At 36.2% G+C, this 14861-nt stretch carries 9 protein-coding genes; 2 read left to right on the forward strand and 7 right to left on the reverse strand.

The window, feature by feature from the left end; all coding sequences use genetic code 11:
- Nucleotides 1–19 precede the first annotated feature (19 nt).
- From leuB to ABTV69_RS06260, 6 genes are all read right to left on the reverse strand, one after another.
- Entirely contained in the window at nt 20–1075 is a 1056-nt protein-coding gene (gene leuB, locus ABTV69_RS06235) for a 3-isopropylmalate dehydrogenase (RefSeq protein WP_289664457.1), read from the reverse strand.
- Between the two features lie 155 nt (nt 1076–1230).
- Nucleotides 1231–2751, reverse strand: a complete 1521-nt coding sequence (locus ABTV69_RS06240) for an alpha-isopropylmalate synthase regulatory domain-containing protein (protein ID WP_433834778.1) — start codon at nt 2749–2751, stop codon at nt 1231–1233.
- Nucleotides 2752–2950: 199 nt separating this feature from the next.
- On the reverse strand, nt 2951–3547 hold the full coding sequence (gene leuD, locus ABTV69_RS06245) for a 3-isopropylmalate dehydratase small subunit (RefSeq protein ID WP_026727052.1): 597 nt from the start codon (nt 3545–3547) through the stop codon (nt 2951–2953).
- Between the two features lie 167 nt (nt 3548–3714).
- Entirely contained in the window at nt 3715–5109 is a 1395-nt protein-coding gene (leuC, locus tag ABTV69_RS06250; RefSeq protein WP_433834779.1) for a 3-isopropylmalate dehydratase large subunit, read from the reverse strand.
- A 529-nt stretch (nt 5110–5638) separates the two neighbouring features.
- Entirely contained in the window at nt 5639–6559 is a 921-nt protein-coding gene (locus ABTV69_RS06255) for a helix-turn-helix domain-containing protein (RefSeq protein WP_433834780.1), read from the reverse strand.
- 282 nt (nt 6560–6841) lie between these two features.
- A complete protein-coding gene (locus tag ABTV69_RS06260; protein ID WP_433834781.1) occupies nt 6842–7645 on the reverse strand; it encodes an SDR family oxidoreductase in 804 nt (267 codons plus the stop codon).
- 345 nt (nt 7646–7990) lie between these two features.
- Between ABTV69_RS06260 and dnaE the strand changes: the two genes are divergently transcribed.
- Both dnaE and ABTV69_RS06270 read left to right on the forward strand, forming a co-directional pair.
- Nucleotides 7991–12529, forward strand: a complete 4539-nt coding sequence (gene dnaE / locus ABTV69_RS06265) for a DNA polymerase III subunit alpha (protein ID WP_433836679.1) — start codon at nt 7991–7993, stop codon at nt 12527–12529.
- Nucleotides 12530–12707: 178 nt separating this feature from the next.
- Nucleotides 12708–13679, forward strand: a complete 972-nt coding sequence (locus ABTV69_RS06270; protein ID WP_433834782.1) for an outer membrane beta-barrel protein — start codon at nt 12708–12710, stop codon at nt 13677–13679.
- A gap of 76 nt (nt 13680–13755) precedes the next feature.
- On the opposite strand, the gene ABTV69_RS06275 is transcribed toward ABTV69_RS06270, so the two are convergent.
- On the reverse strand, nt 13756–14748 hold the full coding sequence (locus ABTV69_RS06275) for a Gfo/Idh/MocA family protein (RefSeq protein WP_433834783.1): 993 nt from the start codon (nt 14746–14748) through the stop codon (nt 13756–13758).
- Between the last annotated feature and the right edge of the window lie 113 nt (nt 14749–14861).

Consider the following 14861-nt stretch of genomic DNA (forward strand, 5'->3'; position numbering starts at 1 on the left):
CCTGAAACAAAATTAACTTTTATACGTTCGCAGCTAACCAGTCACCTACTTCTTTAGTGCCGTAAGCTTTGCCTCCGTTTGCTAAATCTTCAGTAACTACTCCAGCTTCTAAAGCCTTGTTTACAGCATCTCTCATTGCTTTTCCTTCTTCCATTAATCCGAAGTTTTCGAACATCATAGCAGCAGATAAAACAGTAGCCATTGGGTTAGCAATGTTTAATCCTGTCGCTTGTGGATATGAACCGTGAATAGGCTCAAATAAAGATACTTCAGCTCCCATAGAGGCAGAAGGCATTAATCCCATTGAACCTGAAATTACAGAAGCTTCGTCTGTTAAGATATCTCCAAATAAGTTCTCTGTAATTAATACGTCATAAGAGTTTGGCCATTGTACCAAACGCATTGCAACGGCGTCAACAAATTCGTATGAAACTTCAACTTCTGGATAGTCTTTTTCCATTGCTTGAACTGTTTCTCTCCATAAACGTGAAGTTTCCAAAACGTTTGCTTTATCAACGCAGCATAATTTTTTAGAACGTGTCATGGCTAATTCGAAACCTTTTTTAGCCAAACGCTGTACTTCTGCTCTTGTGTAAACACAGTTATCGTAAGCAGTATCTCCGTTATCTTTTCTTCCTTTTTCGCCAAAATAAATTCCACCAGTTAATTCTCTTAAGAAAACCAAATCAGTTCCTTCGATTCTTTCTCTTTTTAGCGGTGATTTATCCAATAAAGATGGGAAAGTAAAAGTTGGTCTTACGTTTGCAAACAAACCTAAGGCTTTACGCATTTTTAACAAACCTTGCTCTGGACGAACTGGTGCAGAAGGGTCGTTATCATATTTTGGGTGTCCGATTGCTCCAAAAAGAACAGCATCAGCATTTTTACAAACTTCGTGTGTTGCATCTGGATAAGGTTCACCTACTGCATCAATTGCTGCAGCACCAGTTAAAGCTGGTTTCCAAGTAATTTCATGTCCAAATTTTTGTGCAATAGCATCTGATACTTTTACGGCTTGATCGATTACTTCTGGTCCGATTCCGTCTCCGGCTAAAAGGGCTATGTTTAATTTCATTCTATATTTTTTAAAAGGTTCTAAGGTTCTGAGTTGCTAAGGTTCTAAGGCTTTTTCCTTTTTGACTTAGTTTTTTTTTAAAAGATTCTGAGTTGCTGAGATTCTGAGTTCAAAGAAAAAAACTTAGTAACTTAGAATCTTAGCAACTTAGAACCTTAGGTAATTATATTAAGCATTTTCTGTGTCGCAATAATCGCTGCAACGGTTTGATCTGAATCTAATCCGCGGGTTTTGAATTCTTTTCCGTTGTTGACCCATGTAATAATGGTTTCACACAAGGCATCAGAACTACTTCCCGGCGGGATTCTCACAGCATAGTCAATCAATTTTGGAAGCGTAAGTTTTTTGCTTTTGTAAATTTTAGATAGAGCATTCATAAAAGCATCGAATTGACCGTCTCCCTGTGCATTTTCTTCAATAATTTCTCCATTTAAATTTAAAGATAAAGTCGTCGAAGGGCGCATTCCTTTAGAATGAACCAGCATATAAGAATTGATTGTGATTTTTTCTTCGTAAGTATGGCTGTCCAAAACATCTGAAATGATGTAGGGAAGATCTTCTTTAGTTACGGTTTCTTTTTTGTCACCCAATTCGATAATTCTCTGGGTAACCAATTTCAAATCTTCGTTGTTTAATTTTAAACCTAATTCCTGAAGATTTTTTTCGATATTGGCTTTTCCAGAAGTTTTTCCTAGAGCATATTTACGTTTTCTTCCAAAACGTTCTGGAAGAAGATCGTTGAAATAAAGATTGTTTTTGTTGTCTCCGTCGGCGTGAATTCCAGCAGTTTGCGTAAAAACGTTGTCGCCTACAATTGGCTTATTTGCAGGAATTCTATAACCTGTAAACGTTTCTACCAATTTGCTTACAGAATATAAAGAGGTTTCTTTGATGCCAATGCTAACTTCTGGCATGTAATCATTGATAACCGCTACGGTACTTTCAAGAGGAGCGTTTCCTGCACGTTCTCCCATTCCGTTTACCGTTACGTGAAGCCCGTTGATTCCTGCTTTTATTGCTTCCATAACATTGGCAACACTTAAATCGTAATCGTTATGTGCGTGGAAATCAAAATGGATATTTGGATATTTTTCTTTGATTTTTGAAATAAATTCAAAAGTCAAAGACGGAATCAAAACTCCTAAAGTATCAGGAAGTAAAACTCTTTTGATTGGTTGAGTCGATAAAAATTCCAAAAATTGAAAAACATATTCTGGAGAATTTCGCATTCCGTTGCTCCAGTCTTCCAAGTAAACATTAGTTTCGATGTCATTTTCTTTTGCTGAAGCAATGATTTGAGCGATTTCAGAAAAATGCTGTTCAGGAGTTTTTTTCAATTGATGGGTTAAGTGATTCATTGAGCCTTTGGTCAATAAATTTTGCACTTTAGCACCGGCTTTTTTCATCCAATCTATTGAAACTCCTCCGTCAACAAACGTTAGAACTTCAATTCTGTTAATATATCCTTTTTCTTCAGCCCAAGAAGTAATGCCTTTTACGGCTTGAAATTCTCCTTCGCTTACGCGCGCTGAAGCAATTTCGATTCTATCAATATTTAATTCCTCCAACAACAATTGCGCAATGGTCAGTTTTTCTGCAGCAGAAAATGATACTCCTGAGGTTTGTTCACCGTCACGAAGCGTCGTATCCATTATTTCAATTTTTCTTTTTTCCATATTGATATTATAATTCTGATGTAATTGGACGCTGATTTTACAGATTCGCTTTCGCGTAGACGCAGATTAGCGCGGATTTTTTCTTTAATTAAAAAATAAAATCAGTTTCATCCGTGTTCCAATTGTTTTTTCATTTAACTTATAAAGACCCGACAGGTTTCAAAAACCTGTCGGGTCTCAAAGGACTGAACCTGATTTTTTAGTAAGGAAGTTTATCGGCGAAAGCCTTAATATCTTCTTTCATATCTTGTAAATAATCAATATCGTCAAAACCATTGATTAGGTTATTTTTTTTGTAACCATTAATAGCGAAAGACTCTTGCTCACCAGTTGACAATAAAGTAATCGTTTGGTTCGGAAGATTGATTTCTAATTCTGTATTTGGATCAGCTTCGATAGCTTTGAAAATATTAGCTAAAAATTCTGGGCTGATTTGTACTGGTAAAACACCAATATTCAAACAGTTTCCTTTGAAGATATCAGCAAAGAAAGAAGAAACTACAGCACGGAATCCATAATCGTAAACCGCCCACGCAGCGTGCTCTCTAGAAGATCCAGAACCGAAGTTTTTTCCTCCTACAAGGATTTTTCCGCTGTAAGTTGGATTGTTTAAAACGAAATCTGCTTTTGGAGTATCGTCTCCATTATATCTCCAGTCTCTGAAAAGGTTGTCTCCAAAACCTTCACGTTTTGTAGCTTTCAAGAAACGAGCTGGAATGATTTGATCTGTATCTACGTTCTCAATTGGCAACGGTACACCGCTGCTTGTAAGTATATTAAATTTATCGTATGCCATTTTTTGGAATTTTAGATTTTAGATTTTAGATTTTAGATTTTCTTTTGAAAACGTAAAATACGGCATCTAAAATGTTTTTGTTTTAATAATATTAGTCAATTTTATTTGAAGACATTTAGAGAATCGGTTACATCAGCAATCTAAAATCTAAAATCTTCAATCTAAAATTAAAAAAGCTCTCTCGGATCTGTTAGTTTTCCTGTAACAGCAGCAGCAGCAGCCATAATTGGGCTTGCTAATAAAGTTCTTGAACCAGGACCTTGACGACCTTCAAAGTTTCTGTTTGAAGTACTTACTGCATATTTACCAGCAGGAACTTTATCATCGTTCATTGCTAAACAAGCAGAACATCCAGGCTGACGTAATACGAAACCAGCTTCTGTCAAGATATCTAAAATTCCTTCTTCTTTAATTTGTGCTTCAACAACGTGAGATCCAGGAACTAACCAAGCCGTAACATTATCCGCTTTTTTTCTACCTTTTACAATTTCAGCGAAAGCTCTAAAATCTTCAATACGTCCGTTTGTACAACTTCCTAAGAAAACGTAATCGATTTGTTTTCCAATCATTACATCGTCTTCGTTGAAGCCCATGTAAGCTAAAGATTTTTTGTAAGTTTCCTCACCGCCTTCAACTTCTTTTGCATTCGGGATATGTTTTGTAATACCAATTCCCATTCCAGGGTTAGTACCATAAGTAATCATTGGCTCAATGTCAGCTGCATTGATGTTTAATTCAGCATCAAAAACAGCGTCAGCATCAGTTTTTAAAGTTTTCCAATATTCAACAGCTTTAGTCCAAGCTTCTCCTTTTGGAGCGTATAATCTTCCTTCTAAGAAATCGAAAGTAGTTTGGTCAGGAGCAATCATTCCTCCACGAGCACCCATTTCGATACTTAAGTTACAAACTGTCATACGACCTTCCATAGTCATGTTTTCAAAAACATCACCAGCGTATTCAACAAAGTAACCTGTTCCTCCAGAAGTAGTTAATTGAGCAATAATATAAAGTGCAACGTCTTTTGGTCCAACTCCTTTACTTAGTTGTCCGTTTACGTTAATACGCATTTTCTTTGGTTTTGGCTGCATAATACATTGAGTAGAAAGCACCATCTCAACCTCAGATGTTCCGATACCAAAAGCGATAGCTCCAAAAGCACCGTGAGTAGACGTATGCGAATCTCCACATACAATAGTAGCACCAGGCAAAGTAATTCCGTTTTCAGGACCAACTACGTGTACAATTCCATTTTTTTGGTGACCTAATCCCCAGTGCGAAATTCCGTATTCGGTTGCGTTATCTTCAAGAGCTTTCAACTGGTTTGCAGAAAGAGGATCTTGAACTGGAAGGTGTTGGTTTATGGTTGGTGTATTGTGGTCAGCAGTTGCAAAAGTACGTTCTGGGTATAAAACGTTAACGCCTCTTGATTTTAATCCTAAAAAAGCAACAGGACTCGTAACTTCATGAATGAAATGGCGGTCAATAAAAAACACATCTGGCCCATCTTCAATTTTACGCACAACATGTGAATCCCATACTTTGTCAAATAATGTCTTACTCATTTTTTATTTTTTTAAATTGTAATTTCTATAACCACAGCAATCTCCTGTTCATTATAATAGCAAAACAAAAGTAAAAAAAGATAAAAAAGCGTCAATTTCAATATTTCATTATATACGATACCCAAACTGAATTACAAATTGCAAATTGACATTTGTAAACAAAAATTTGGAAGAAAAATGATTTAAAAATTGATTTTGCTTTTCTTTTTCGGCTTTAATTTTCCTCGATTGGTTTTTGTTTTAATAGTTTGCAAATTTATCTCAAAAGCACTATAAAATATAGTATTTTGTTTGCAAATATGTAACAAATTAAATAAAAATAGTAATAATTATCAGTTTCGAATTATTTTAGAAACAGCTGTTTTTTTGCTTTTTTTGAGGTTTTAACACTCTATTTTAGCTGTTATTTAGAATCAATAAAACAGCAAAATACTACGACATCCAAGAGGTGAAAATTTGTAAAAAATTAGAACTTTTAATACGAAAATTAAGGTCATAGAAATTTATTTTTCGAAGAGTTTTGTATGGCTTAGTTCAAAGAATTTTTGAATTCCAAAGGAGTCAAATTAGTTTTCTTTTTGAATAATTTACTAAAGGACTGTGGATATTCAAAACCTAATTGATAGGCTATTTCTGCAACTGATAGATTGGTGGTAATCAAGAAATCTTTTGATTTTTCAATCAGTTTGGAGTGAATGTGCTGTTGTGCATTCTGTCCCGTTAAATTTCGAAGCATATCGCTTAAATAATGATTCGAAACATTAATTTGCGAAGCCAGAAATTCTACTGTAGGTAATCCTTTTTTTAAGGTTTCGGCATTGCTGATATAGTTGTCCAGCGTTTCTTCGACTTTTAATAATAAATCGTGACTGATGGTTTTTCTGGTAATAAATTGGCGTTTATAAAAACGATTGCTGTAATTCAGCAGCACATCAATATAAGAAACAATTACGTCCTGACTCATTTCGTCAATTGCAGTATTGAGTTCATTTTCTATGCTTTTTAATAACCCGATAATGATCGTTTTTTCACTATCAGAAAGATGCAGCGCTTCATTGGTGTCATACGAAAAGAAGCCATATTTTTTGATGCTTTTTCCTAAAGGATAATTTCGAATAAAATCAGGATGAAACAAAAGCGTGTAACCGCCATATTCGACACCTTCTTCGTTTTCAGTAAAAATTAATTGGCCGGGAGAAGCAAACATGAGTCCGCCTTCAGTGAAATCATAGTAACCCTGACCGTAACCCATCTTTCCTTTTGTAGAAAACTTATAGGAGATTTTATAAAAATCAAGCAAAAAAGCAATGTTTGCTATATCTTCATTCATGACTAATTGCGTATTATCAACCAAACTAACCATTGGATGAAGCGGTTTTGGCAATCGAAGCAAGTCGTGAAACTGCGAAATAGAAGAGATTTTTGCAGGAGTATTATTTTTCTTTTCCATGATATAAAAGTATGAAATTTTAAAAATTAATAAGGCTTTCCAAAAGTATTGAACACCTTTTTTAGATTTTGTAAATAGCTTCGGAGAAGCGAAATATTTATAGAAATCGTATTGATTATTGAGAGCTGAGCTCCAGTGGAGCGAAATATACCTGATATTATAATGAATATTCCGCTCCGCTGGAGCTCTTGTGCATCTGCCTAATTGAATTTCTATAAATATTCTGCCCCGCTGGGGCTTAAAAAAATGTTTAATGCTTTTTGATAGTCATATCAAAAAATATTATTCTCCAAAAAATTGTTTGCCAAATTCAGAACGAAAAACTTCGTCTCCAACTTCTAATCTTTGTTTGTAAAGTGCTTTTGCGTCTTCGCCCGCTACATATCTCAATTGTTTTTTGCCATCAGTTGCTGCTTCGTAAACAACAGCAGCAATTTGTTCTGGAGTTGAAGCCATTTCAAACATAACGTCAACATTGCCGAACATTTTATTTGTCATTGTTTCGTATTCTGGCAAAGTGCTTGTGTCAAGCGAACCGTGAAGGAATTCTGTTTTGATCGCTCCAGGAGAAACGGTCTTAATATTTATTCCAAACGGATTTAATTCGTAAGCCATGCTTTCGCTCCAGCCTTCCAATCCCCATTTTGTTGCGTGATAGATTGATCCTAAAGGAAAAGCAATCAATCCGCCGATAGAAGTTGTTGAAATAAAAGAACCACTTTTTCTTTCTCTGAAATACGGAATAAATGCATTCGTAACACGAATTACGCCCAATAAATTAGTGTCCAATTGTTTTGTGATTTGATCGTCAGAAAGACTTTCCAAAGGACCGATCAATCCATAACCGGCATTATTGTAAACGACGTCGATATCGCTTAATTCAAGAGCTTTTTTAACTGTAGTTTGGATTTGGTCGTAATTAGTAACGTCCAATGGTAAAAGCGTTACGTTTTTTAATTGAGAAAGTTCAGTTTCTTTTTCAGGATTTCTCATTGTTGCAATTACATTCCATCCTTGCTCGTGGAATAATTTTGCTGTTGCTTTTCCTAAACCTGATGATGCGCCTGTGATAAAAATTGTCTTCATGATTATTGTTTTTTTAATTGTTATAATTTGATGAAGCAAAGTTCAGGGTATATCTCAGCTTAAAAGTGTTCATTTTGGAGCAATGCGTGTTCAAAATGAATAATCGAAGATTTTAATAAAAAATAAATAGAATTAAGTGATTTTTTGGGGTTTTTGATATTCTTTCATAATCATGTTAAAAAAGCTTTTGTTAACAACTTTCGCTTTATTATTTCTGTAAAAAAAGCGTAAATTTGACTTCCTTCCATTTTTCATTTCGCATTTTGGTATGTTTCATGTTGTCAAATGTTTGCAATAGAAACGCTTTGGAATTTGGAACTTAAAAATTTGACTTTTTACAACTCTATGTATTTAATATTCGATACCGAAACAACCGGATTACCAAAACGCTGGGATGCCCCGATTACCGATTCTGATAACTGGCCTCGCTGTATACAGATTGCTTGGCAGCTTCATGATGAGATGGGACAGCTTATCGAGCATCAGGATTATTTGGTAAAACCAGAAGGATTTAATATTCCGTACGATGCCGAACGTATTCACGGAATTTCAACTGAATTGGCTGAAGCCGATGGAATCACTTTGGCCGAAGTTTTAGAGAAATTCAATATTGCATTAAGCAAAACCAAATTTATCGTAGGTCAGAATTTAGGATTCGACGTCAATATTATGGGAGCCGAATTCCATAGAATGGGAGTAGAGTCTCAAATGAGTTCTATGCCGGTTCTAGATACGTGTACAGAAGTTACGGCTTCATTATTACAGCTTCCGGGAGGTCGTGGAGGAAAATTCAAACTTCCGACTTTGACCGAATTACACAGTTATCTTTTCGATCAGCCTTTCGCGGAAGCGCACAACGCAACTGCCGACGTTGAGGCAACTACGCGTTGTTTCTTGGAATTGGTTAGAAGAGAAGTTTTCACCAAAGAAGAGCTTGATGTTCCGAAAGAATATTTCAAAGAATTTCAAGAAAGAAATGCGGAGCCATTTAAGTTAATTGGTTTAAAACACATCAACTTAAAAGCGGCTTCTGATAAAATCAGAGAACAGCTTAAAGCTTTAGCTGGAGAAGGTCAGCAGACTGTTGTTTCAGAAGAAGATAAAGCCGATTTTAAAGCAGCAAAATTTGCGCATTTGCACAATCATACACAGTTTTCGGTTTTGCAATCGACTATCGGAGTTGGGAATATTGTGGCAGCTGCAGCAAAAAACGGAATGCCAGCCGTGGCCATGACAGATACAGGAAACATGATGGGAGCTTTCCATTTTGTGAGTGCTGTTATGAACCACAACAAAGCGGCATCAGGAAAAAACAAAGCATTGGTTGAAGCAGGAGAAGAACCAACAGAAACAGAGGTTAAACCTATTGTGGGTTGTGAATTCAATATCTGCGAAAATCACTTAGATAAAAGCAAAAAAGACAACGGTTATCAGGTTGTTTTAATGGCTAAAAATAAAGCTGGTTATCACAACTTGGCCAAAATGGCTTCGATTGCTTATACTGACGGATTTTATTATGTTCCGAGAATTGACAGAAATATCGTTGAGCAATACAAAGGCGATATCATGGTTTTGTCTGGGAATTTATATGGAGAAATTCCGAGTAAAATCTTGAATATTGGTGAAAACCAAGCCGAAGAAGCTTTAATTTGGTGGAAAGAGCAATTTGGCGAAGATTTCTATCTGGAAGTAATGCGCCATAATCAGGAAGATGAAAATCGTGTCAATAAAACCTTGATTGAGTTTTCTCAAAAACACAATGTAAAATTAATTGCGACCAACAATACCTATTATTTAAATAAAGAAGATGCCAATGCACACGACATTTTATTGTGTGTAAAAGACGGTGAAAAGCAGGCAACGCCAATTGGTCGTGGTCGCGGTTACCGTTACGGACTTCCAAATCAGGAATACTATTTCAAGTCGCAAGATGAGATGAAGAAGCTTTTTGCCGATTTGCCAGAAGCGATTATCAACATTCAGGAAATCATAGATAAGGTTGAAGGATATTCGCTTTATCGGGATGTATTGCTTCCGAAGTTTGAAATTCCAGAAGAATTTATGGTGCCCGAAGATGAAGAAGATGGTGGTGTTCGTGGAGAAAATAAATACTTGCGCCATCTTACCATGGAAGGAGCAAAAAGAAGATACGGCGAAATTACAGAATCGATTCAAGAACGTTTGGATTTTGAATTAATGACGATTTCGAATTCAGGATATCCGGGTTATTTCTTGATTGTACAGGATTTCATCGCCGAAGCCAGAAATATGGATGTTTCGGTAGGGCCTGGACGTGGTTCTGCAGCGGGTTCAGCCGTTGCTTACTGTCTCGGAATTACGAATATTGACCCGATTAAATACGACTTACTTTTTGAGCGTTTCTTAAATCCTGACCGTGTATCGATGCCCGATATTGATATCGATTTTGATGACGAGGGTCGTGGACGTGTAATGGAATACGTAATCAACAAATACGGTCAGAAACAGGTGGCACAGATTATCACTTATGGTAAAATGGCGACCAAATCGGCAATTCGTGATACGGCGCGTGTACTGGATTTACCATTATTTGAAGCCGATAGAATTGCGAAACTGATTCCGGGAATGATGCCGTCAAAATGGAATTTGGCTCGTTTTATTTCGGAAAGTGAGGAGGAAGTTAAAAAAGCGCTTCGTTCTGACGAATTTGACAATGTAAAAGAATTAATCGCAATCGCCAATGAAGATGATTTGGCAGGAGAAACCATTCAGCAGGCAAAAATCCTTGAAGGGTCGATGCGTAACACGGGAATTCACGCTTGCGGGGTAATCATTACGCCGTCGGATATTACGAACTACGTTCCGGTTACGACAGCAAAAGATTCGGATTTATATGTAACACAGTTTGATAACTCGGTTGCAGAAAGTGCCGGATTGCTGAAAATGGACTTCTTGGGTCTGAAGACCCTTACGCTGATAAAAGATACCGTAAAACTGGTAAAATACAGAACAGGAATTGAACTGAATCCAGATAATTTTCCAATTGATGATGAAGAAACGTATGCACTTTTCCAAAGAGGTGAAACCGTTGGAATCTTCCAATATGAGTCGCCTGGGATGCAGAAATACATGAAAGATCTGAAGCCAACGGTATTTGGGGATTTAATTGCGATGAATGCCTTGTATCGTCCGGGACCTTTAGAGTATATTCCGTCTTTCGTTCGAAGAAAAAACGGTGATGAGGAAATCAAATACGATTTAGATGCCTGTGCCGAATATTTATCAGAAACCTACGGAATTACAGTTTACCAAGAGCAGGTAATGCTTTTGTCTCAGTCTTTGGCAGGATTTACAAAGGGTGAGGCCGACGTCTTGCGTAAAGCGATGGGTAAGAAACAAAAAGACGTACTAGATAAAATGAAGCCGAAGTTTGTTGAACAAGCGGCAGCAAAAGGTCATGACGCCAAAATTCTGGAGAAAATCTGGAAAGACTGGGAGGCCTTTGCGAGTTACGCCTTCAACAAATCACACTCGACTTGTTATGCCTGGATTGCGTATCAAACAGCCTATTTGAAAGCGCATTATCCTGCAGAATATATGGCAGCTGTACTTTCGAATAACATGAACGATATCAAACAAGTTTCGTTTTTCATGGAAGAATGTAAACGTATGGGATTACAGGTTCTTGGACCAGACGTGAATGAATCTTACTATAAATTTACGGTAAACGATGATTACGCTGTTCGTTTCGGAATGGGGGCGATTAAAGGTGTAGGAGCTGGAGCCGTTGAAACCATTGTAGAAAACAGAAAAGACGGAAGATATAAATCGATTTTTGATTTAGCGAAACGAATTGACCTTCGTGCAGCCAACAAAAAAGCGATTGAGAATTTAGCATTGGCTGGAGGTTTTGATTCATTTGAAGGAACAACCAGAGCGCAATATTTTCATGATGATGGTGACGGAATTACGTTCTACGAAAAAGCAATGCGTTACGGATCAAAATTTCAGGAAAATGAAAATTCTTCTCAGGTAAGTTTGTTCGGAGAAACCAGCGAAGTGCAGATTGCAGAGCCGGTTGTACCACCATGTGAAGACTGGAGTACAATGGAAAAACTGGCAAAAGAAAAAGAAGTTGTCGGAATCTATATTTCTGGGCATCCGCTTGATGATTTTAGATTTGAAATGAAATACTTCTGTAATTCAAAACTGGAATCGCTGAAAAGCATGAATGAATATGTTGGAAAAAATCTAATGTTTGCCGGAATTATCAATAACGTCCAGCATCGTGTGGCCAAAAACGGAAAAGGGTGGGCAGCATTCAACTTAGAAGGTTATGACGAAAGTTATGAGTTTAAGATTTTTGGAGAAGAATATTTGAAATTCCGCCATTTCTTAATTCAAAACAATTTTGCCTTTTTGAAAATCTTGATCAAAGACGGTTGGGTAAATCACGATACAGGTAAAAAAACAGATCCGAGAATGCAGTTTGTTGAGATTCGCCAGTTGCAGGATATTTTGGAAGCTTTCGCTAAAAAGCTAATTGTTTTGCTAAATATTAAAGACCTTCATCCGGAGTTTATTCATAAACTGAGCCATCTTTTTAATGAAAACAAAGGGGATAATTCTGTGACTTTTGAAATCATGGAATTAGAAAAAATAAAAAAATTGGTTGAGGTAGAAACACCAACCGATTTTGCGGATGCTGAAGATGCTGTTTTTGAAGGCGAAAATGAAAATGAAGATGCCGCACTTGAGGATACAAAAATACAAGCGGTAAATGAAATTGAAGAAATAAAAGTAGTGACGAAATTGAGTATGCCTAGCCGTCGTCTCAAAGTCAAAATATCAGCTGAATTATTGCAGGAATTGGAGAAAATGCAGATTAATTTTAAATTGAACTAAAAATTTAACAGTTAAAATTTAAACACATGTTAATTTTTTATGTTAAAAATATGCACGCATAATACTTTTTTAGTAATATTGCCCAAAATTATAACGTTTTCGTTCCAAGTCTAACTTTGCAAACTATAAGAATATGTTAAATATAGTCTAAGTTTGTATAAATCAATAAATCAAAATTATGAAAAAGAACCTATTTTTATTAGGATTATTAGTTTGCTCTATGACCGCAATGGCGCAGACAGAAAAAGCAGAAAAACCAGAAAGCTGGTATTTTAAATTAGGAGGATCATATTTCAATCAAACTGCTTCAACTGAGTTTCCAGAAGTAGGAGGGCAAGCTCCAAATAGAGATGTTTACTCAGGAACTTTGACTAACAATAAATTGGTTTCAAGAGAAAGTATAACTGGTTCTTTCGGACAAGGATTCAGAAGTGGTATTACAGCTGGTTACCGTTTCTCTACTCGTTTAGGGGTTGAAATGTCTGCAAACTACTATATCAGTAATAGTAAGACAATGGCTCAAACAACAGATAGACTTTATGGATACGATCCAGCTACTACTGCTGCTACATATATTAGTTTTACAGCTGAGGGACAAATCAAAGCATTTGATTTAGCGCCTTCTATTGTAATGTTTTTAGGTGATGCTCATGGTTTTGAACCATATACTAAAGTTGGAGTTATCGTGCCAATTCACGGTACATTAGATATTAAAACGGATAGAGAGCTTTTGACTTATGTAGGTGCTAATCAGGTAGCAAAAAATGATATCTATTCTAAGGATGTGGTTAAACCAAATCCAACAATTGGATTTATGGCAGCGTTAGGAACATCTTATAAATTAGGAAAACACATTTCTGCTTTTGCTGAGTTAGAATACCGCAACTTTACTGTTCATGGTAAAACTAAAGAAACAACAGAATATACTGTAAATGGACAAGATGCTCTAGCAACTAGAAATACATCACAGAGATATACAAACTATCACAAGAAATTAGATGTAAATTCTAATAATGTATTGTTTAATCCAAACACTGCTACATCAGATACATCAGATACAACTAGACCAAATGATAAAATGGACGAGTTAAGCTCTTACGTTGGAATTTCTGGTTTAGGATTAACATTAGGTGTAAAATACAGCCTATAATTTTTCCATTTTTTTTTTATAGTTTACAAAAAAGAGGATATTCGAAAGAATATCCTCTTTTTGTTTTAATTAAGTATTATTTCGAAGCTTCTCTAAACTCTTTCAAAACCTGATCGATAACCCAAGTTGTTCTGGCTCCAGAAGTTCCTTTTGATGAAGAAGTTCCATTACCCAAAAGATCGGCAATAACAGTTTCAATAAACGGCTGCTGAATATGAAGCGGGTTTTCTATTGTAATCGTTTCTTTTTCTCCATTTGCATATTGAATATGAAGTGGGTCATTTCCAAAAGTAGAAAACGATATTTTTCCTTTATCGCCCACAATTTCAGTATTGTCATAGCGTTCAAAACTTGCAAAATTCCAGATGCCAGATCCGTGAATTCCGTTTTCGAATAAGAAAGACATTGAAACCGCGTCTTCGGCAGGATAAGCCATTAACTGAGAAGTTGCATGTCCACGCACAGATTTTATGGGACCTAAAACAAAATCTAGAAAATCTAAAGTATGGCAAGCCAAATCAACAAAAATTCCTCCTCCAGAAATATGTGGTAAAACGGTCCACGGAAGATTGATTTCGTCATCATAACGTTGCTCAAAAGGATGGTATAAAACACAATTAACATGTCTGATGTTTCCTAATTTTCCTTCGTCAATTATTTCTTTAATTTTTAAGAAACGAGGTAAAGCTCTTCTATAATAAGCAACAAATAGAGGAACATTGTGCTCTTTGCAAGCGCTGATCATTTCGTTGCATTCTTCAAAAGTCAAAGCCATTGGTTTTTCAACATAAACAGGTTTTCCAGCTTTGGCGCATAAAATAGTATACTCTTTATGAGAAGATGGAGGAGTGGCAATGTAAACGGCATCAACTTCTGGATCATTTATTAAATCTTCAGCTTTTGAATACCATTTCGGGACATTGTGGCGTTTAGCGTAATCTTCGGCAAGAGAAGCATCTCTTCGCATAACGGCAACCAAACTAGAGTTTGGCGCTTTCTGGAAAGCAGGTCCGCTTTTGACTTCGGTTACATTTCCGCAGCCAATAATTCCCCATTTTATAATTTCCATTGTTTCAGTTTTTAGTTTCTCAAATTTAAAAAAGGTTTGCCACGAATTACACGAATTGCACTAATTTGTTTCACGCAGATTTAAAATGATTTGAGCAGATTGAGCAGATTTTA

This window comes from Flavobacterium anhuiense (assembly GCF_050990855.1).
GTDB lineage: Bacteria > Bacteroidota > Bacteroidia > Flavobacteriales > Flavobacteriaceae > Flavobacterium > Flavobacterium anhuiense_C.